Source organism: Variovorax gossypii, assembly GCF_003965815.1.
Taxonomy (GTDB): Bacteria; Pseudomonadota; Gammaproteobacteria; order Burkholderiales; family Burkholderiaceae_C; genus Variovorax; species Variovorax gossypii.
In genome coordinates, this window is sequence record NZ_RXOE01000002.1 from 1,069,419 (window position 1) to 1,088,100 (window position 18,682).

Sequence of the window (18,682 nt, forward strand, 5' to 3'; positions counted from 1 at the left end):
ATCCATGCGCGCAGCAATCTGGCTCCTCGCCCTTTTCGCCGTCGCAGCGGCAGTCGCACTGTTCGCAGGCAACAACCAGGGCACGATCACCGTGTTCTGGCCGCCGTGGCGCGTCGATCTTTCGCTGAACCTCGTGCTCGTGATCCTGCTGGTGGCTTTCGTGCTGCTGCATGCGGCGCTGCGGGCGCTCGCGGCGCTGTTCTCGCTGCCGACGCAGGCGCGCCAGTGGCGCCTGCAGCAGAAGGAACGCACGCTGCATGCGGCCCTGCTCGACGCGATGGTGCAGCTGATTTCCGGCCGCTTCTCGCGCGCGCGCAAGGCCGCGCAGGCCGCGCTCACGCAGGAAAAGACATTGGCCGCGCTCGGCGCCAGCCTGCCGCAGGCGCAGCAGGTGCGCGTGCTTTCGCACCTGCTCGCTGCCGAGAGCGCGCAGGCGCTGCAGGACAAGGCGGCGCGCGACGCGCATCTTCAGCAGGCCCTCAACGAGAGCGTGGACCGCACCGTGCTCGCCAGCCCCGAGACGCGCGAAGGCGTGCAGCTGCGCGCGGCGCGCTGGGCGCTCGAAGACCGCGACGCGGCCGCCGCGCTCGCGCGGCTCGAAGAGCTGCCGCAGGGCGCGCAGCGCCGCACGCTCGCATTGCGCCTGCGTCTGAAGGCTGCTCGCCAGGATCGCCGCACGCTCGAAGCGCTCGAAACCGCGCGCCTGCTGGCCAAGCACCGTGCCTTCTCGGAAGCGGCTGCGCAGAGCATCGTGCGCGGCCTCGCCACCGAGCTGCTGTCGGGCGCGCACGACCCTGCGCAACTGCTGCGTGCGTGGAGCGAACTCGACGCCAACGAGCGCGAGATGCCCGAGGTGGCGATCCATGCTGCCCAGCGCATGGTCGCCTTGCGTGGAGACCTTGCCCTTGCGCGCGGCTGGCTTCTGCCGGCGTGGGAGCGCATGGTGGCCAATCCGCGCGGCCTGGGCGACGCATTGCGCGTCAAGCTGGCGCGAGCGCTCGAAGCGGGGCTCGACTCCGTGGACGCCGAATGGCTGGCGCGCATCGAAGCCGCGCAGCGCAACAATCCGCGCGACCCGAACCTGCAGTACCTCGCCGGCATGGCCTGCATGAAGCGCCAGCTCTGGGGCAAGGCGCAGCAGCTGCTGATGCAGGCCGGGCTCGGGCTGCAGGACACGGAGCTGTATCGCCGTGCCTGGCTGGCGCTCGCCAAGCTGGCCGAAGACCGCGACGACGCCGAGCAGGCGGCCGAGGCCTGGAAGCGCGCGGCTCAGGTCGAGAACAGCTGAGTCTCCGCCGGGCTCTTCAGGGGCACGCGGGCTTTTTCAGGCCCTGCGCCGGTTGCGTCGACTGCTTTCCGCTGCCGAAGACGAGCCAGCTGATGCCGGCCAGCACCCACACGCCGACGCCGCCGTAGAGCATCACCAGCCCGAAGCCATGCACCAGCGCCGCATGCACCGTGGCGCCCGACGGGTCGGCCTGCGACAGCACCGGGAAGCCATCCGCAAGTGACGAGAAGCTGCCGGCCGCGATCTTCTCCGCCAGCGCGCGCAGCTGGAGCGCGTCGAGCGATGTGGAAAGCGCGCCGCGCAGATGCGCATGAACGCCTGCGAGCAGCACGAAGCCCATCAGCGCGATGTTGATGGCCAGCGTGATGAGCCGCGCGCTCATGTCCATGCCCGACGCCATGCCCGCGCGTGCGCTCGGCACCGAGCCGGTGGTGGTGTTGGTGACGGGCGTGTTGGTCAGGCCCAACCCGATGCCGGCCAGCAGGCAGCCCGGCAGCATCGTCATCCAGCTCGCGTGGGCCATGCCGCTGCCGTAGCGCATCGCGATGAAGCCGAGCCCGATCACGAACAGGCCCGCGGGAATGACGATGCCCGGGCGGTAGCGCAGCGAGAGCCGTTCGGCCAGCGGCGGCAGTACCAGCGTGGGCAGCGTGTAGGCCAGCAGCGCCGAGCCGGCGATGACCGCGTCGTAGCCCAGCGCGCCCTGGAAGTAGATCGGCAGGTAGATCATGAACGGCCAGAAGCTGAAGTTCATGCCGATGGAGCCGATGATCGAGCCCGAGAAGTTGCGGATCCTGAAGACCGAGAAGTCGAACATCGGGTGCGGGTTGATCTTCTCCACCCACAGGAAGAGAACGAAGCTCGCGGCCGACGCGACCGCGATGCCGATGGCCAGCGGGCTCGAGAAGCCCAGGCCCGGCCCCTGCGTGATGAAACAGGTCAGGCCCAGCACCGTGAGCGACAGCGTGACGATGCCGGGCAGGTCGAGCCGCTGCGCGTCGGGGTCGCGCGACTCCTGCACGCTGCCGAGCACGAGGACCACCGCCAGCACGGCCAGCGGCGCATGGACCAAAAACACCCACTGCCAGCTCGACAGCGCCGCGATCGCGCCGCCGATGATCGGCCCGAAACCCAGGCCCATGCCGAAGACCACGCCCCAGGTGGCGAAGGCCCGGCTGCGCTCCTTGCCCTGCTGGAACTGGTGCGAGAGCGCCGCGAGCTGGCAGATCAGCATGGTGCCGCCGCTCAGGCCCTGGAGGAAGCGCGCGACGATCAGCACCGCTGCGTTCTGCGCGAGCCCGCAGGCCAGCGAAGTGAGGCCGAACAGCACCACGCTGACGACGAGGATGCGCTTGCGGCCATAGCGGTCGGCCAGCGTGCCGGCGCCCATCAGTACCGTGGTGCAGGCGATGGTGTAGGCGTTCATGATCCACTGCATGTCGCTGAAGTCGCCGTGCAGCGTTTTCTCGAGCGTGGGAAGAATGACCGGCACGCTGGAGATCTCCAGGCCGAACATCATGGCAATGAGGCAGATCGCGGCCAGCGCGACGCGGTTCTTGCCGGTGTGGGAGAGAGGCATCTGAGTCTTTCGAAGAGTCCCTGGTCGGGAAGTCCGGGCGATTCTGGGGAAAGCCTCTTCATGATGGAAATGATTTAATTTCCTAGAATCCATGAGCAGTCATCATTTATCTGTTGCCATGGATTTCGACCCCGCACTGTTGCGCGCCTTCGTGACCGTCAAGGAAACCGGCGGCTTCACGCGCGCCGCCCAGCGGCTGCACCTGACGCAGTCGGCCGTGAGCCACCAGATCCGGCGGCTCGAGGAGCAGGTGGGCCGGCCGCTGCTGCATCGCACGACGCGCCGCCTCACGGTGACGGAGGACGGCGAGGACTTCCTGCGCTACGCACAGCAGATCCTCGAGACGCTCGACGCGATGACGCGGCGCTTCCAGCCGTCGCCGATCGCGGGCGTGGTGCGCTTCGGCGCGCCCGACACCTTCATGGGCGAGCGGCTGCCGCCGCTGCTCTCGCAGTTCGCGCGCTCGTTTCCCGCCACGCGCATGGAGGTCAGCGTGAGCATGCACCTCGACTTCCGCGCCATGATCCGCGCGGGCGAGCTCGACCTGGCGGTGGTGATGTCGCCGCCCGGCTGCGAGGAGGGCACGCGCCTGCGCCGCACGCAGCTGGTGTGGGCGGCGGCTGAATGCTTCGAGCCGAAGCCGGGCGCATCGCTGCCGCTGGCCTTCTTTCCGAAGCCTTGCGTCAACCGCGAGGTGGCGGCCGGGGCGCTGGACGCCACGCCGCGCGACTGGCACGTGGTCTTCACTTCGGCGAGCCAGCACGGCATTCGCGCTGCAGTGCTGGCGGGGCTGGCCGTCACGGTGCTCACGCGCGAGGACGTGGAACCGGGCATGAAGATCGTCGACGGCCGCTACGGCTTGCCGTCATTGCCCAGCGTGGATTTTTCGCTGATCTGGAGCGAGAACGGCAGGACCGAGTGCGCCTGCAGGTTCGGCGAGCTGATCCTGGAGATGCCGGAACTACCGGCACGCGACAAGGTTTAGCGGGGCATAAAAAAACGGCGCCGGAGGCGCCGTTTTCATTTGTGAGGGGCGTCGCTCAGAGCGGACGCTGCCCTTGTTGCTGCTGCTCGAACGGCAGCGACATCGAACCGAGGTCGCGGCGGGTTTCGACCAGCACCAGCGGACCTTCGTCGAGCACGACCACCGGCGGGCGCTCGCGCGGCACGTGCACCGGCTTCGGCTCCGCCTCGATGGCGGCGCGCGCCTGGGCGATGCGCTCGGCGTCCGAGTTGACCCACTGCAGGCCCGAGCTCTCGGCGATCTGCGCGAGCTCGGCCAGCGGCAGCTCGAAAGGCTGGACCTTGGGCAGCGCGCGGCCGTTGGCAGCTGCGGGTGCCTTGGCAGTGGCGGCGCTTTCGGCGACCACGATCTGCTCGGCAGCTGCTGCAACTGCGACGACCGGCGCGGGGCGCTCGGCGCGAACCTGCTGCTGCGGTGCCTCGCGGACTTCCGTGGCGACGGCAACGGCTTCGACAGCCTCGACGCGCTCGGACGCCAGCGGCAGTTGCTGCTGGGGCTCTTGCGAAGAGAAGCCTTCGCCAGCCGTTGCTGCGCCTGCATCGCCTTCTTCGCGCGGACCACGCTCGCGGCGGTCGCGGCCGTAGCGGTCGCGCGAACGGCCGCGGCGCTCTTCGCCGTCGCGGCGCGGTGCCTGTTCGCCGCTGCCGTTGATGGCGGCTTCGCTGCCTTGTTCGACATCGGCTGCGGCGGCCTCGGCGCCGCGTGCATCCGCTTCGGCTTGCACGGCGTCGTTGCGGCGTTCGCGGCGACCGTCGTTGCGGTCGTTGCGTTCGCCGCGCGGTCCGCGCTGCTCGTCGCGGCCGTTGCGGGGCTGGCGTTGCTCGCCTTGCGCGGAGCCTTCGCCGGCTTCGGCGGCATTGCGTTCACCACGCTCGCCACGTTCGCCGCGCTCATTGCGCTCGCCGCGTTCGCGACGCTCGCCACGGGCGCGCGGTGCGCGTTCAGCCGTGTTGCCTTCGTCGCCTGCAGCGGCGCCGGCCAGTTGCTGGGCTTCGAGGTTGGTGCCGTCGAGCGCGTCGACCGGCAGCACGCTGTTGCGGCCTTCGCGACCTTCGCCTTCGCGGCGCTCGCCGCGTCCGTTGCGGCGCTGCTCGCCGTCGCGCGGGGCGCGCGCTTCACGCGGCTCGCGTTGTTCGCGCTGCTGGTTGTTGGCGCCTTCGTTGCGTTGCTCGTTGCGCTGTTCGTTGCCACGGCCCTCGCCGCGACCTTCACGGCGTTCGCCGCCACGGCCGCCGCGGCGTTGTTCGCCGTCACGACCGCCCTGGCGTCCGCCGTTCTCGCCACGGCCTTCACCGCGGCCTTCGCCGTTGCGGCCGCCACGGCGCTGCTCGCCGTCGCGCGCGCCGCCGCGTGCTTCGCCGTCACGGCCGGGGCGGCCGTCGCGGCGGGGCTTCGGTGCCTCGACCGGGATCGCTGCAGGCGCGGGTGCCGCAACGGGGGCCGGCGTGCCGCCGAACAGGTTCTTGATCCAGGCAAAGAAGCCGGTCTGCGCCGGAACCGGCGCGCTCACCACGGGCGGTGCGACCGGTGCCGGTGCGGCAGGAGCGCGCACGGCTTCGGGCTTGGGCGGCACCACGGGAGCCGGCGCGTCGGGCAGCACGCCCTTGATGACCGGCGTCTGCTTGTTGGTGGGCTCCTGCGAGCGGCGCGTGACCGAGGTCGGATCCTCGATCTCGTCGGCCATCTTGTAGCTGGCCTCGATGTGGTCGAGGCGCGGGTCGTCGTGCTTCAGGCGCTCGAGCTTGTAGTTCGGCGTTTCGAGCGTCTTGTTGGGCACCATCAGCACGCTCACGCGCTGCTTGAGCTCGATCTTGGCGATCTCGGTGCGCTTCTCGTTCAGCAGGAACGAGGCCACTTCCACCGGCACCTGCACGTGCACGGCGGCGGTGTTGTCCTTCATGGACTCTTCCTGAATGATGCGCAGGATCTGCAGCGCGCTCGATTCGGTGTCGCGGATGTGGCCCGAGCCGCCGCAACGGGGGCAGGGGATCGACGAGCCTTCGGACAGCGCGGGCTTCAGGCGCTGGCGGCTCATTTCCATCAGGCCGAACTTGCTGATCGAGCCGAACTGCACGCGGGCGCGGTCTTGCCGCAGCGCGTCGCGCAGGCGGCTTTCGACTTCGCGGCGGTTCTTCGACTCGTCCATGTCGATGAAGTCGATGACGATCAGACCGCCCAGGTCGCGCAGGCGCATCTGGCGGGCCACTTCGTCGGCGGCTTCGAGGTTGGTGCGGGTGGCGGTCTCTTCGATGTCGCCGCCCTTGATGGCGCGGGCCGAGTTCACGTCGACAGAGACCAGTGCTTCGGTGTGGTCGATCACGATGGCGCCGCCCGAGGGCAGCTGCACGGTGCGGGCGTAGGCCGACTCGATCTGGTGCTCGATCTGGAAGCGGCTGAACAGCGCCGCGTCGTCGCGGTAGCGCTTCACGCGCGAGGCATGCTCGGGCATGACGTGCGCCATGAACTGCTGCGCCTGGTCGTAGATGTCGTCGGTGTCGATCAGGATGTCGCCGATGTCGTGATTGAAGTAGTCACGGATGGCGCGGATGACGAGCGAGGATTCCTGGTAGATCAGGAAGGCGCCCTTGCCGCCCTTGGCGGCGCCGTCGATGGCGCTCCAGAGCTTGAGCAGGTAGTTCAGGTCCCACTGGAGTTCGGGCGCCGAGCGGCCGATGCCGGCGGTGCGCGCGATGATGCTCATGCCCTTCGGGTACTCGAGCTGGTCCATCGCCTCCTTGAGTTCGGCGCGGTCGTCGCCCTCGATGCGGCGCGAGACGCCGCCGCCGCGCGGGTTGTTCGGCATCAGCACGACATAGCGGCCGGCCAGCGAGATGAAGGTGGTGAGGGCCGCGCCCTTGTTGCCGCGCTCTTCCTTCTCGACCTGGACGGTGAGTTCCTGGCCTTCGCGGATCGCGTCCTGGATGCGGGCCTGGCTGGCCGACACGCCTTCGGCGAAGTACTGCTTGGAGATTTCCTTGAACGGCAGGAAGCCGTGGCGGTCTTCGCCGTAGTCGACGAAACAGGCTTCGAGCGAAGGCTCGACGCGGGTCACGACCGCCTTGTAGATGTTGCCCTTGCGCTGTTCGCGCCCTTCGATTTCGATTTCGTAGTCGAGCAGTTTCTGCCCGTCGACGATTGCCAGGCGGCGTTCTTCGGCCTGCGTGGCATTGATCAGCATCCGCTTCATGATGCGTTGTCCTTATATGTATCGTTCTACAGGCCCTTGACGAGCCAACGATGCACGGACGACGCCCGCGAAACCAGGGAATTGCCGCTTGGGCCCCGGATGCTGTCACTGCCGCGCAGGGCGCGGGCAGGCTCCTCGAGCGTTAGCTCAAGAAGACAGCCGGGGTGGGGGCGCGTGGATGGGCGCGAGCCAGATTCGGTGTTGGGTGGCTATCTTTTCGATAGCAGGTTGCGCGAGGATGACTCGCGCTGCGGATGATCCAATGCCCGAAGCCACTGGCAGGAGCCAGTGCAGGCACATTCGAATCAGCAGCATCAACACAACAAGGGACTCGCTTCGATCCGCCGGCAGCTTGGAAGCTGCAGGCTGGGGTATTCCGTATCGGTGTTTCGTGGGTGTCGGCTTGACTTGGACGCCTGGTCTGCCACTTTGCGCGGTTGCGCGGGGTTTGCAGCTCGGCGCCAAAGCGGCATCGACCTCCCAACGCCGCCCTGGGTATTTGATGGCAGTGGACTAAACTTCTGTCTAATCAAGCACTTACACGACCGCGCTGGTGAAAAACATTATAGGTGCGAAGCAAAGCCCCGCGGCTGCTCGAAATCCCGCAGGCCCCGAGGCCTCCGGAGAGCCGGTGGCGCCGCATTCGGCCATCAGATTCCTCACGGTCGACGCCGAATCCGCCGGGCAGCGGCTGGACAACTTCCTTTTCCGCCATCTGAAAGGCGTTCCGAAGACGCACGTCTACCGGATCATCCGGTCGGGCGAGGTGCGCATCAACAAGGGACGGGTGCAGGCCGAGACCCGCATCGAGGCCGGCGACGTGCTGCGGCTGCCGCCGATCCGCATTTCCCAGCGCGCGGAGGAGGGCGCGGCCCCGTCCGCGCCGGCGCGCGAATTCCCGGTGCTGCTCGAAGACGAGGCCGTGCTGGCCGTCGACAAGCCGGCCGGCGTGGCCGTCCATGGCGGCAGCGGCGTGAGCTTCGGCGTGATCGAGCAACTGCGCACCGCGCGACCCGGGGCGAAATTCCTGGAGCTGGTGCACCGGCTCGACCGCGAGACCTCCGGCATCCTGCTGGTGGCCAAGAAGCGCAGCGCGCTGGTCTCGCTGCAGGACCAGTTCCGCGAACGCGAGACCGGCAAGACCTACCTGGCGCTGGTCGAAGGCGACTGGCCGGCCAACAAGAAGGTGCTCGACGCCCCGCTCGCCAGGTACCTGCTGCCCGACGGCTCGGCCGGCGCGGGCGAGCGCCGCGTGCGCGTGGTCGCCAAGGACCACCCCGACGCCATGCGCGCAGTCACGCTGGTGCGGGTGCTGGCGCGGCTTTCGCTGCCGGGCGACGCATCGCCGATGTCGCTGCTGGCGGTGACGATCAAGACCGGCCGCACGCACCAGATCAGAGTCCACCTCGCCTCGGCCGGTCATCCGATCGCGGGCGACGACAAATACGGCGAATCCGGACGCCAGCGCGCGTTTCACAAGCTCGGGCTCCGGCGCATGTTCCTGCATGCCTGGCGGCTGCAGTTCAATCACCCGGCCAGCGGCGAACGCGTGGCGCTGCAGGCCGGCCTGCCGCCCGAACTGCTCGCGCTGATGCCTCCCGCCGCCCTCGAGGCGATGGCCCAACACCCCACACCCACGGCCCATGACTGATTCAAACAGACCCCTACGCTTCGACCTGATCGCATTCGACTGGGACGGCACGCTCTATGACTCCACCCGCCTGATCGTGCGCTGCATCCAGGCGGCGGTGATCGACGTCGGCGGCGCCAAGCCGAGCGAGAACGACGCAGCCTGGGTGATCGGCCTCGGCCTGGCCGAGGCGCTCGCTCGCGCCGCGCCCGACGTGCCGAAGGAAAAATACCCCGAGCTCGGCGCGCGCTACCGCTATCACTACCTGCAGCACCAGGACGACCTCGTGCTGTTCGACGGCGTGCTGCAGATGCTCGATGCGTTGCGCGCGCGCGACCACAAGCTGGCCGTGGCCACCGGCAAGTCGCGTCGCGGCCTCAACGAGGCGCTGAAGTCCGTCGCGCTGCGCGACCGCTTCGATGCCTCGCGCACCGCCGACGAAACCTTCGGCAAGCCGCATCCACGCATGCTGCTGGAGCTGATGGAAGAGCTCGACGTGCCGCCCGAGCGCACCCTGATGATCGGCGACACCACGCACGACCTGCAGCTCGCGCAGAACGCCGGCTGCGCCTGCGTCGGCGTGAGCTACGGCGCGCACGAGCCGGCGAGCTTCGACGAATTCAAGCCGCTGCACGTCGCGCACTCGGTCGCCGACCTGGAAAGCTGGCTCCTCGACAACGCCTGAAACTGAAGATGCCGCCATGAGCGATCAGCAACGCATTCCGCTGTGCAACGCCTCCGACCTGGCCGAAGGCGGCCTGGCGGTGCCCTTCGACGTGGTCTACGGCGGAGAGACCTGCCGGGCCTTCGCCATACGCTTCGAGGGCCAGCCGCATGCGTTCCTGAACCGTTGCAGCCATGTCGCGATGGAACTCGACTTCCAGCCCGACCGCTTCTTCGACGACACCGGTCAGTGGCTGCTGTGCGCGACGCACGGCGCGGTCTACAGGCCCGACACCGGTGAGTGCGCGGGCGGCCCGTGCCGCGGCGGCCTCGTGAAGATCGCGCTGAGCGAGCATGACGGCGTGGTGCACTGGCATACTGACTGGAACCTTCACCCCCTGACTTTCTGACATGACCGACCCGAACCGAACCGAACCCTCGGGATTCGAACCATTTGAGCGGGCCCCTTCCACGAACATGGCCAAAGATCCCACGCAGCGTCCCGGTTGGGAGCGCGCCACCCTCGAGAAGCTCGCCTTCGCATCGCTGAACGAACAGAAGGCCGCGCGCCGCTGGAAGACCTTCACGCGCCTGGCATGGCTGGCCTTCTTCGTCTTCCTGGCCTGGGCCGCGTTCTCACGCAGCACGCCGAGCGCGGCAAAGAGCACGGCCCACACGGCCGTCGTCGAGATCAAGGGCGAAATCGCCAACGGCGGCGACGCGAGTGCCGAGTTCGTGGTCGCCGCGATGAAGACGGCCTTCGAGGACGAGGGCGCCAAGGGCGTCGTCCTGCTGATCAACTCGCCCGGCGGCAGCCCGGTGCAGGCCGGCATCATCAATGACGAGATCAAGCGTCTGAAGGCCAAGTACAAGAAGCCGGTGTATGCGGTGGTCGAGGAGACCTGCGCTTCGGCGGCCTACTACATCGCCGCGGCGGCCGACAAGATCTACGTCGACAAGGCCAGCATCGTCGGCAGCATCGGCGTGCTGATGGACGGCTTCGGCTTCACCGGCGTGATGGAGAAGGTGGGCGTCGAGCGCCGCCTGCTGACGGCCGGCGAGAACAAGGGCTTCCTCGATCCGTTCAGCCCGATGAGCGACGCGCAGCGAGCGCACGCGCAGACCATGCTCAACCAGATCCACGCGCAGTTCATCAACGTGGTGAAGACCGGCCGCGGCGATCGCCTGAAGCTCGACACGCCCGGCCTGTTCAGCGGCCTCTTCTGGAGCGGCGAGCAGGCCGTCGAGTACGGTCTGGCCGACCAGCTCGGCAATGTCGACTACGTGGCGCGCGAAGTCATCAAGGCCGAAGAGGTGATCGACTACACCCGGCGCGACAACGTGGCCGAGAAGCTGGCCAAGAAGTTCGGCGCGGCGATGGCCGAAACCACCGTGCGCCTGATGCACACCACGCCGGCACTGAGGTAAGCCTCCAGGCTTCGCACGCCTTTCCCTTTGCAGGGGGCAACACCGGAGGCCCGGCGAAGCCGGTTCCTCGGTGTTTCGAGAAAGATCTGGCGTCTCTCCTATCTACTGTGGTTGCTGCCGGCGGTGTAGCGCGCCGATGCCGCCAGCGCTGCGGCGAAGACCACCACCACATAGAGCGCGGCCGTCAGCGAGGTCGCCCGCGCCAGCAGCCCGATCACGGCCGGGCCTGCCATGAACCCCAGATAGGCCACGGCCGAGACTGACGCGATGCCGCGTGCGGGCTCGATGCCCGGCACCTTCGCCGAGGCGGAGAACAGGATCGGCACCACGTTCGCGAAGCCGACACCAACGCCGGCGAAACCGACCAGCGCGAGCCAGGGCAGGTCGGTGATGAGCACCAGCGCCATGGACACCGCCGCCAGCAAGCCGCTGCCGAGCAGCAGCGCAGCCGGCGAGAAGCGGGCGCGCAGCGCGTCGCCGCCGAAGCGCGCGGCCGCCATCGCGGCCGAGAAGCTCGCGTAGGCCAGCGCGGCCTGTTGCTGCGGACTGCCGATCTCCTGCTGCATGTAGAGCACGCTCCAGTCGTAGATCGCGCCTTCGGCGATCAGGCCGAGCGCAGCGAGCACGCCCAGCACCGCGAGCGTGCCTCGGGGCAGCAGGAAGCCATGGTCGACTTCGGTGGCGCCGCTGGTGGCGGGCCTGGGCAGCATGCGCAGCGAGGCCAGGGCGACGAGCAGCATCATCGCGGCCGCGACCAGCAGCAGGTGCGCCTGCGCACCCAGGCCGGCCGCGAGCGCGGCGCTGCCGCTGGCGGCGCCAGCCATGCCGCCGAGGCTGAACATGCCATGCATGCCGCTCATCAGCGGCGTGTCGCCGTGCAGTTCGAGCTGTGCCGCCTCGGTGTTGATGGACACGTCGAACACGCTGGTCACGAGGCCGAAGGCGGCCAGCAGGAGCAGCAGGGCGGCATAGCCCGGCATGACGATCAGGCCGGCCAGCAGCAGCGCATAGACGGTGCCGCAGATGCCGGCCACGCGGCGCGGGCCGTGGCGGCCGATCCAGCGGCCCGCGCTGGTCAGGCCGAACATGGCGCCGGCGCCGGCTGCGAGCATGGCCAGGCCGAGCTGTGCCTCGTCTATGCCGTAGTGCGCCTTGACCGTGGGCACGTGCACGCCCCAGGTCGCGAAGATGAAGCCGGCTGCGAAGAACTGCGCGCGCGATGCCCAGCGCGTGGCTGCGGTAATGGCCACCATCATCAGCGGCCGATCGCGAACACGGCGGGCAGGCGTTCGTCTGTCGTGGCCTGGGGCTTCGCGGCACGCCAGGACTTGACCGTCTCGCTGCGCACGTGGGCGCTGGCGAGCGTCAGTCCGCGCGCCACGGCGAGGCGGGTGTTGTGCTGCAGCGTCTGCACCAGTGCCTGCAGCAGGGCTGCATTGCGATAGGGCGTCTCAATGAAAAGCTGCGTCTGGCCCGATTTGAGTGCCAGCGCCTCCAACTCGCGGATGCGGGCCTGGCGCTCGCCGGCGTCCTGCGGCAGATAGCCGACGAAGGCGAAGTTCTGGCCGTTGAGTCCGCTCGCAGCCAGCGCGAGCAGCAGCGAGACGGGGCCGGTCAGCGGCACCACGACAAGGCCGAGTTCGTGTGCAGCACGCACCACCGACGAACCCGGATCGGCCACGGCCGGCATGCCGGCCTCGCTCAGAAGGCCGACGTCGTGGCCCTCGAGTGCGGCGGTCAGAAGGGGGCGGGCGTCGAAATGGCCGGTGTGGTCGCCCTTCTTGTGCACTTCGCGCGGCAATTCCTGGATGTTCTGCGCCTGCAGGGGCGCGGCGAGCGGCGCGACGGCGTCGATGCGCTTCAGGTAGGCGCGCGCGGATTTCGCGTTCTCGCAGATCCAGTGCGTGATGCCGGCGGCCGTCTGCAGCGTGCCGAGCGGCAGTGCGTTCTGCAGCGGGGCTTGCGCTTCGCACCCGAAGTCGAGCGGCGCGGGGACGAGATAGAGCTTTCCTTTTTCCTGCTGCGTCATAGGAGGTCGACTCCCGCGGCGCGCAGCATCCGGCTGGTTCGTATCAGTGGCAGGCCGACCAGGGCGGACGGGTCGTCGCTGTCGATGGAGTCCAGCAGGGCGATGCCCAGGCCTTCGCTCTTGGCGCTGCCGGCACAGTCGTAGGGCTGCTCGGCCTGCAGGTAGTGCTCGATGGCCGCGTCGCTGAGGTCGCGGAACACCACGCGCACGGGCGCGATGTCGCGCTGGACGAAGCTTGTGGCCTTGCAGACGACGGCCACGGCCGTCTGGAAGATCAGCGTCTGGCCGCGCATGCGGCGCAGCTGAGCGGTGGCCCGGGCGTGGTCGCCGGGCTTGCCGAGCGCTTCTCCGGCGAGGTCGGCCACCTGGTCGGAGCCGATGACGACGGCTTCAGGGAAGCGGACAGCCACGGCGTTGGCTTTCTCCAATGCGAGGCGCACGGCGAGGTCGTGCGGTGTTTCGCCGGACAGCGGGGTTTCGTCCACCTCCGGCGAGTGCACGTCGAAGGGCAGGCGCAGGCGGGTGAGCAGTTCGCGGCGGTAGCGCGAGGTAGAGGCAAGGATCACGGTGCGTTGCATGGGGACGATTGTGCGTGAGCCGCCTAAAACCCTCAGGCATGCCCCATGCCCGGCGAAGCGGCCGGCGCGCTAGACTGGCGCGGATGAAGAGAGAATTCGCCCCCGAACGGCTCAACGTGCCCGGCTTCGCCGCCGCTGGCGCCACGCTGGAAGCCGCCGATCCGGTCCCGAAATACGAACGCCTGGTCGCCGAACTGGCGGTTCCCGCGCCCGATGCGGTGGTCCACTGGACCGCCCATGGCGAAGATCGCCCCGGCGCTGACGGCAAGCCCGTGCCGTGGCTGCACCTGGAAGCAGAGGCTGTCGTGCCGCTGGTTTGCCAGCGTTGCCTGTCGCCGGTCGACACCCCGATCGCCGTGGACCGCTGGTTCCGCTTCGTGGCCAACGAGGCCGTCGCCGAGGCGGAAGACGAGGAATCCGAGGAAGACCTGCTCGTCGTGAGCCGGGATTTCGACCTGCATGCGCTGATCGAGGACGAGCTCCTGATGGAAATCCCCGTCATGCCGGCCCACGATGTCTGCCCCACGCCGGTGCAGCTTTCTTCCAGCGACGAGGACTTCAAGGCGGCTGAAGAGGCCAAGCCGAACCCCTTCGCAGTGCTCGGCGCGTTGCGTTCGCGCAAGCCGGAAGAGGGAAAGTAGCCCTTTCCCGCAGGCTGGGCTATAATCATGGGCTTCGCGCGCGCCGCCGTGAGCAGCGATACGAGAAACGACCAAGGGGAAAAGGGCATTCCATGCATGCCGCCCGGTTTCTTGTATTGCCACCGCTTGAGCCCGCATCCAATCACCAACCTAACAGTCCAGGAGCCATCATGGCCGTCCAGCAAAACAAGAAGTCGCCTTCCAAGCGCGGCATGCACCGTTCCCACAACGCACTGGTCGTTCCCGGCATTGCCGTCGAGCCGACCACGGGCGAAACGCATCTGCGTCACCACATCAGCCCCAACGGTTTTTACCGTGGCCGTCAGGTGCTCAAGAACAAGTCCGAAGCCTGATCCCGCATCCCAAGGCCAAGGCCCGAAGCTACTTTTGTCGTAGCGTCGGGCCTTTGTTTTGATGGCTACGCCTTCTTCTCCCGAAATCACTGCTGCGCCTTCCGCAATCACGCTCGCCGTGGATTGCATGGGGGGTGACCATGGGCCGCGCGTCACGCTCGCGGCCTGCCGCGCGTTTCTCGAGCGGCACAGCGAAGCCTCGTTGCTGCTTGTCGGTGCGCCGGCCGCGCTGGCGGGGTTCGCCTCGCATCCGCGTGCCCGCATCGTCGCAGCCAGCGAGGTCGTGGGCATGGATGATCCGGTCGAAATCGCCTTGCGCAAGAAGAAGGATTCTTCGATGCGCGTCGCGATCCAGCAGGTCAAGGACGGCGCCGCCCAGGCGGCCGTTTCCGCCGGCAATACCGGCGCCCTCATGGCGATCGCACGCTATCTGCTCAAGACGCTCGAGGGCATCGATCGCCCGGCCATTGCGCCACAGCTTCCCAATGCCAAGGGCGGGGCAACGACCGTGCTCGACCTGGGCGCCAACGTCGATTGCGACGCGGAAGACCTGCTTCAGTTTGCCGTGCTCGGCTCGGCGTTGGTGTCGGCGCTGACCGGCAACGAGGCGCCTTCGGTCGGCCTGCTCAATATTGGCGAAGAAGCCATCAAGGGCAGCGAAACGATCAAGAAGGCAAGCCAACTGCTGCGTACGGCTGCCAATTCCAAGGATCTGAACTTCTACGGAAACGTGGAAGGCAACGATATTTTCAAGGGCACGACCGACATCGTCGTCTGTGACGGTTTCGTCGGAAATGTGGCGTTGAAGGCCAGTGAAGGCGTGGCTTCGATGATCGGCGAGTTCATTCGCGTCGAATTCTCGCGAAGTGTTTTCACCAAACTGGCGGCAATTGTTGCCTACCCGGTTCTAAAAGCGTTCAAAAGTCGGCTGGATCATCGTCGATACAACGGTGCGGCCTTGCTGGGCCTGCGCGGGCTGGTTTTCAAGAGCCATGGCTCGGCCGACGAAGTGGCTTTCGGCCACGCCCTGGATCGCGCTTATGATGCCGCTCGCAACAACCTGCTCGATCGCGTGCGGGCCCGCATCGCCCACGCCGCGCCTTTGCTCGCGCGGCAGGAGCCGGCGGCGCCGGTCGACGCGACGGCCCTTCACGTTTGATGACTCCTTATTCACGCATTACCGGCACCGGCAGCTACCTGCCCCCACGCCGCGTGACCAACGACGATCTCGCCAAGGATCTGGCAACGCGAGGCATCGAAACCTCCGACCAGTGGATCGTCGAGCGCACCGGTATTCACGCCCGGCATTTCGCCGCGCCGGATGTCACCAGCAGCGACCTCGGCCTTCATGCCGCCAGGCACGCGCTGGAAGCCGCCGGCCGCAAGGCCAGCGACGTCGACCTGATCATCGTCGCCACTTCCACGCCCGACATGGTGTTCCCGTCGTCGGCCGCCATTCTCCAGAACAAGCTCGGCATTGCCGGCTGCCCGGCGTTCGACGTTCAGGCGGTCTGCAGCGGCTTCGTCTATGCACTGACCGTTGCCGACGCGATGATCCGCACCGGCACCGCGCGTTGTGCGCTGGTGGTGGGCGCCGAAGTGTTCTCCCGCATCCTCGACTTCAACGACCGCACCACCTGCGTGCTGTTCGGTGACGGCGCGGGCGCGGTGGTGCTCGAAGCGAGCGAGGAGCCCGGCATCCTGGCCAGCGACCTGCACGCGGACGGCAAGCACGTCGGCATTCTTTGCGTGCCGGGCCATGTGTCGGGCGGCAACGTGCTGGGCACGCCGCTGCTGCACATGGATGGACAGGCTGTCTTCAAGCTCGCGGTCCGCGTGCTCGAGGAGGCGGCGCGCGCCACGCTGGCCAAGGCCGGCAAGCTCGACTCCGACATCGACTGGCTCATCCCGCACCAGGCCAACATCCGCATCATGGAAGGCACGGCCAAGAAGCTGAAGCTTCCGCGCGAGAAGCTGATCGTCACGGTCAACGAGCACGGCAATACCTCCGCCGCGTCGATCCCGCTGGCGCTCGACGAGGCCGTGCGCTCCGGCAAGGTGAAGAAAGGCGACACGCTCATGCTCGAAGGCGTGGGTGGCGGCTTCACCTGGGGCGCGGTGCTATTGAATCTGTAGTGAGTGCGTTGCGGTGCCCTCTGGAGGGCGCCCGCAATGCGAGACGACGCGTAAAACAATGAAATCCTTTGCATTTGTCTTTCCGGGACAGGGCTCGCAGGCAGTCGGCATGCTCGACGCCTGGGGCGATCACCCCGCGGTGGTCGAAACGCTGCGCGAAGCATCCGAGGCACTCGGTGAAGATATCGGCGCGCTGATCAAGAATGGTCCGAAGGAAGAGCTGGCGCTCACCACGAACACCCAGCCCGTGATGCTGGTGGCCGGTGTCGCCGCATGGCGTGCCTGGCTGGCCGAGGGCGGCGCAACGCCTTCCGTCGTGGCGGGGCATTCGCTCGGCGAGTATTCGGCTCTGGTCGCTTCGGGCGTGCTGACGCTCGCGCAGGCCGCGCCGCTCGTGCGCTTCCGGGCACAGGCGATGCAGCAGGCAGTGCCTGTCGGCGTCGGCGCGATGGCCGCGGTGCTCGGCATGGAGTCGGGCAAGGTGGTGGCCGGCTGCGCCGAGGCCACGGCGAGTTTCGGCCCCGGCAGCACGGAAATCGTCGAGGCGGTGAACTTCAACGATCCCGTGCAGACGGTGATTGCCGGCAGCAAGGCTGCGGTGGACAAGGCCTGCGAACTGCTCAAGGCCAACGGCGCCAAGCGCGCTCTGCTGCTGCCGGTTTCCGCCCCGTTCCATTCGAGCCTGATGAAGCCGGCCGCGGAAGCGCTGCGCGAGAAGCTGGCTTCCGTCACGCTGGCCGCGCCGCAGATCCCGGTGCTGAACAACATCGACGTCGCCGTCGAGACCGATGCCGACCGCATCCGCGACGCCCTGGTGCGCCAGGCCGCCGGTCCGGTGCGTTGGGTCGAGAGCGTGCAGGCCTTGAAACTGCGCGGTGTAGCCGCCATCATCGAGTGCGGCCCCGGCAAGGTGCTGGCCGGCATGGTGAAGCGCATCGCTCCCGATCTCGAGGCCGCGTCGGTGTACGACCCGGCAACGCTCGCGGACACCCGACAATCGCTCGCCGGCTGACCGGCGCAAGGCTCCCATACTTTTCTTATGAGCATTCCCAAATTCGAAGGGCAGGTTGCCCTGGTCACCGGCGCGACGCGCGGCATCGGCGCGGCGATCGCTCTGGAGCTGGCCCAACGCGGCCTCAAGGTCGTGGGCACCGGTACCACCGACGATGGCGCGGCCAAGATCACTGCGGCCCTGAGCGCATACGACGGCCGCGGCCGTGCGCTCGACGTCAACGACGGCGCCGCCGTCGAGGCCCTGATCGACGAGATCGTGCAGGCCTACGGCGCCATCCACGTGCTGGTGAACAACGCCGGCATCACGCGCGACACGCTCGCCATGCGCATGAAGGACAGCGACTGGGATGCGGTGCTCGACACCAATCTCAAGGCCGTCTTCTCGCTCTCTCGCGCGGTGATCCGCCCGATGATGAAGCAGCGCTATGGCCGCATCATCAGCATCACCAGCGTGGTAGGCGCCTCCGGCAATGCCGGCCAGGCCAACTACGCCGCCGCCAAGGCCGGTGTCGCGGGCATGACCCGCGCGCTGGCCCGCGAACTTGGCAGCCGCAACATCACCGTCAACTGCGTCGCTCCCGGCTTCATCGAAACCGACATGACGGCCAGCCTTCCCGAAGCCCAGCAACAGGCGCTGCTCCAGCAGATCCCGCTGGGCCACTTGGGCAAGCCGGCCGACATCGCGCACGCTGTGGCGTACCTCGCATCGCCCCAGGCGTCCTACGTCACGGGGCAGGAGCTGCACGTCAACGGCGGCATGCACATGTAGCCGCAAGGCGCAAGTTTTCTCCGTCCCGGGGGCACGGCAAATGCCACAATGCGCCCGGCTAAAATCCACCGATTACCTACAACCCTCAGAGGGAACCAAATGAGCGATATCGAAGCACGTGTCAAGAAAATCATCGCCGAGCAGCTCGGCGTGGAAGAGTCCCAAGTGACGAACGAAAAGGCTTTCGTGGCCGACCTCGGCGCCGACTCTCTCGACACGGTCGAACTCGTGATGGCACTCGAAGACGAATTCGGCATCGAAATTCCCGACGAAGATGCCGAGAAGATCACCACGGTGCAAAACGCCGTCGACTACGCCACCAAGAATCAAAAGGCCTGATAGGCCAGCTGACAAGATTGCAAC

The 18,682-nt window shown here is 67.7% G+C and carries 18 protein-coding genes; 13 read left to right on the forward strand and 5 right to left on the reverse strand.

Annotated features, from left to right (window positions below):
- The first annotated feature begins 4 nt into the window (after window positions 1-4).
- The gene (locus EJP69_RS12665; protein ID WP_093205080.1) at window positions 5-1,288 is read left to right on the forward strand and encodes a heme biosynthesis protein HemY; all 1,284 of its coding nucleotides are present in this window, start codon (window positions 5-7) and stop codon (window positions 1,286-1,288) included.
- A gap of 16 nt (window positions 1,289-1,304) precedes the next feature.
- Here the strand turns inward: EJP69_RS12665 and EJP69_RS12670 are convergent, their stop codons facing one another.
- A complete protein-coding gene (locus tag EJP69_RS12670; protein WP_126470429.1) occupies window positions 1,305-2,867 on the reverse strand; it encodes an MFS transporter in 1,563 nt (520 codons plus the stop codon).
- A 118-nt stretch (window positions 2,868-2,985) separates the two neighbouring features.
- Between EJP69_RS12670 and EJP69_RS12675 the strand changes: the two genes are divergently transcribed.
- The gene (locus EJP69_RS12675; RefSeq protein ID WP_126470431.1) at window positions 2,986-3,852 is read left to right on the forward strand and encodes a LysR family transcriptional regulator; all 867 of its coding nucleotides are present in this window, start codon (window positions 2,986-2,988) and stop codon (window positions 3,850-3,852) included.
- Window positions 3,853-3,907: 55 nt separating this feature from the next.
- On the opposite strand, the gene EJP69_RS29980 is transcribed toward EJP69_RS12675, so the two are convergent.
- Window positions 3,908-7,078 (reverse strand): Rne/Rng family ribonuclease, encoded by a 3,171-nt coding sequence (locus tag EJP69_RS29980; RefSeq protein WP_126470433.1) that lies wholly within the window; start codon window positions 7,076-7,078, stop codon window positions 3,908-3,910.
- 553 nt (window positions 7,079-7,631) lie between these two features.
- Here EJP69_RS29980 and EJP69_RS12685 point away from each other — a divergent pair.
- The 4 genes from EJP69_RS12685 to EJP69_RS12700 are packed head-to-tail and all read left to right on the forward strand — an operon-like array spanning window position 7,632 to window position 10,799.
- A complete protein-coding gene (locus EJP69_RS12685; RefSeq protein ID WP_126470435.1) occupies window positions 7,632-8,729 on the forward strand; it encodes an RluA family pseudouridine synthase in 1,098 nt (365 codons plus the stop codon).
- A complete protein-coding gene (locus EJP69_RS12690; protein ID WP_093205068.1) occupies window positions 8,722-9,393 on the forward strand; it encodes an HAD family hydrolase in 672 nt (223 codons plus the stop codon). The genes EJP69_RS12685 and EJP69_RS12690 overlap by 8 nt, the downstream gene beginning before the upstream one ends.
- Before the next feature lie 16 nt (window positions 9,394-9,409).
- Complete coding sequence (locus tag EJP69_RS12695; RefSeq protein WP_093205065.1) at window positions 9,410-9,781, forward strand: Rieske (2Fe-2S) protein; 372 nt, start codon at window positions 9,410-9,412, stop codon at window positions 9,779-9,781.
- A gap of 1 nt (window position 9,782) precedes the next feature.
- Window positions 9,783-10,799, forward strand: coding sequence for a S49 family peptidase (locus EJP69_RS12700; protein ID WP_093205062.1), 1,017 nt, complete (start codon window positions 9,783-9,785; stop codon window positions 10,797-10,799).
- Between the two features lie 98 nt (window positions 10,800-10,897).
- On the opposite strand, the gene EJP69_RS12705 is transcribed toward EJP69_RS12700, so the two are convergent.
- Genes EJP69_RS12705 through EJP69_RS12715 form a run of 3 tightly spaced genes read right to left on the reverse strand, consistent with a single transcriptional unit; the run spans window position 10,898 to window position 13,406 of the window.
- Complete coding sequence (locus tag EJP69_RS12705) at window positions 10,898-12,052, reverse strand: MFS transporter (protein ID WP_126471093.1); 1,155 nt, start codon at window positions 12,050-12,052, stop codon at window positions 10,898-10,900.
- Window positions 12,053-12,054: 2 nt separating this feature from the next.
- Entirely contained in the window at window positions 12,055-12,828 is a 774-nt protein-coding gene (locus tag EJP69_RS12710; protein ID WP_126470437.1) for an SAM-dependent methyltransferase, read from the reverse strand.
- Window positions 12,825-13,406, reverse strand: a complete 582-nt coding sequence (locus tag EJP69_RS12715) for a Maf family nucleotide pyrophosphatase (protein ID WP_126470439.1) — start codon at window positions 13,404-13,406, stop codon at window positions 12,825-12,827. Before EJP69_RS12715 ends, EJP69_RS12710 begins: the two co-directional genes overlap by 4 nt.
- 83 nt (window positions 13,407-13,489) lie before the next feature.
- Here EJP69_RS12715 and EJP69_RS12720 point away from each other — a divergent pair, with 83 nt between their 5' ends.
- From EJP69_RS12720 to acpP, 7 genes are all read left to right on the forward strand, one after another.
- Window positions 13,490-14,047 carry a YceD family protein gene (locus EJP69_RS12720; protein WP_093205053.1) on the forward strand — a complete coding sequence of 186 codons (558 nt, stop codon included), beginning with the start codon at window positions 13,490-13,492 and terminating at the stop codon, window positions 14,045-14,047.
- Between the two features lie 170 nt (window positions 14,048-14,217).
- Entirely contained in the window at window positions 14,218-14,400 is a 183-nt protein-coding gene (gene rpmF, locus EJP69_RS12725; protein WP_007830466.1) for a 50S ribosomal protein L32, read from the forward strand.
- A gap of 61 nt (window positions 14,401-14,461) precedes the next feature.
- On the forward strand, window positions 14,462-15,559 hold the full coding sequence (plsX, locus tag EJP69_RS12730) for a phosphate acyltransferase PlsX (protein WP_093205051.1): 1,098 nt from the start codon (window positions 14,462-14,464) through the stop codon (window positions 15,557-15,559).
- Window positions 15,559-16,536, forward strand: a complete 978-nt coding sequence (locus EJP69_RS12735; RefSeq protein ID WP_093205048.1) for a beta-ketoacyl-ACP synthase III — start codon at window positions 15,559-15,561, stop codon at window positions 16,534-16,536. The genes plsX and EJP69_RS12735 overlap by 1 nt, the downstream gene beginning before the upstream one ends.
- Window positions 16,537-16,594: 58 nt before the next feature.
- The gene (gene fabD, locus EJP69_RS12740; RefSeq protein ID WP_126470441.1) at window positions 16,595-17,548 is read left to right on the forward strand and encodes an ACP S-malonyltransferase; all 954 of its coding nucleotides are present in this window, start codon (window positions 16,595-16,597) and stop codon (window positions 17,546-17,548) included.
- Between the two features lie 27 nt (window positions 17,549-17,575).
- Window positions 17,576-18,319 (forward strand): 3-oxoacyl-ACP reductase FabG, encoded by a 744-nt coding sequence (fabG, locus tag EJP69_RS12745; RefSeq protein ID WP_093205043.1) that lies wholly within the window; start codon window positions 17,576-17,578, stop codon window positions 18,317-18,319.
- 99 nt (window positions 18,320-18,418) lie between these two features.
- Window positions 18,419-18,658, forward strand: a complete 240-nt coding sequence (gene acpP, locus EJP69_RS12750; protein ID WP_007830471.1) for an acyl carrier protein — start codon at window positions 18,419-18,421, stop codon at window positions 18,656-18,658.
- Window positions 18,659-18,682: the final 24 nt, after the last annotated feature.

What these genes read in the sequence shown, in the direction of transcription:
- EJP69_RS12665 (WP_093205080.1), top strand. Translation starts at nt 5, where the DNA reads ATGCGCGCAGCAATCTGGCTCCTCGCCCTTTTCGCCGTCGCAGCGGCA.
- EJP69_RS12670 (WP_126470429.1), bottom strand. Translation starts at nt 2,867, where the DNA reads ATGCCTCTCTCCCACACCGGCAAGAACCGCGTCGCGCTGGCCGCGATC.
- EJP69_RS12675 (WP_126470431.1), top strand. Translation starts at nt 2,986, where the DNA reads ATGGATTTCGACCCCGCACTGTTGCGCGCCTTCGTGACCGTCAAGGAA.
- EJP69_RS29980 (WP_126470433.1), bottom strand. Translation starts at nt 7,078, where the DNA reads ATGAAGCGGATGCTGATCAATGCCACGCAGGCCGAAGAACGCCGCCTG.
- EJP69_RS12690 (WP_093205068.1), top strand. Translation starts at nt 8,722, where the DNA reads ATGACTGATTCAAACAGACCCCTACGCTTCGACCTGATCGCATTCGAC.
- EJP69_RS12695 (WP_093205065.1), top strand. Translation starts at nt 9,410, where the DNA reads ATGAGCGATCAGCAACGCATTCCGCTGTGCAACGCCTCCGACCTGGCC.
- EJP69_RS12700 (WP_093205062.1), top strand. Translation starts at nt 9,783, where the DNA reads ATGACCGACCCGAACCGAACCGAACCCTCGGGATTCGAACCATTTGAG.
- EJP69_RS12705 (WP_126471093.1), bottom strand. Translation starts at nt 12,052, where the DNA reads ATGGTGGCCATTACCGCAGCCACGCGCTGGGCATCGCGCGCGCAGTTC.
- EJP69_RS12710 (WP_126470437.1), bottom strand. Translation starts at nt 12,828, where the DNA reads ATGACGCAGCAGGAAAAAGGAAAGCTCTATCTCGTCCCCGCGCCGCTC.
- EJP69_RS12715 (WP_126470439.1), bottom strand. Translation starts at nt 13,406, where the DNA reads ATGCAACGCACCGTGATCCTTGCCTCTACCTCGCGCTACCGCCGCGAA.
- EJP69_RS12720 (WP_093205053.1), top strand. Translation starts at nt 13,490, where the DNA reads ATGAAGAGAGAATTCGCCCCCGAACGGCTCAACGTGCCCGGCTTCGCC.
- rpmF (WP_007830466.1), top strand. Translation starts at nt 14,218, where the DNA reads ATGGCCGTCCAGCAAAACAAGAAGTCGCCTTCCAAGCGCGGCATGCAC.
- plsX (WP_093205051.1), top strand. Translation starts at nt 14,462, where the DNA reads ATGGCTACGCCTTCTTCTCCCGAAATCACTGCTGCGCCTTCCGCAATC.
- EJP69_RS12735 (WP_093205048.1), top strand. Translation starts at nt 15,559, where the DNA reads ATGACTCCTTATTCACGCATTACCGGCACCGGCAGCTACCTGCCCCCA.
- fabD (WP_126470441.1), top strand. Translation starts at nt 16,595, where the DNA reads ATGAAATCCTTTGCATTTGTCTTTCCGGGACAGGGCTCGCAGGCAGTC.
- fabG (WP_093205043.1), top strand. Translation starts at nt 17,576, where the DNA reads ATGAGCATTCCCAAATTCGAAGGGCAGGTTGCCCTGGTCACCGGCGCG.
- acpP (WP_007830471.1), top strand. Translation starts at nt 18,419, where the DNA reads ATGAGCGATATCGAAGCACGTGTCAAGAAAATCATCGCCGAGCAGCTC.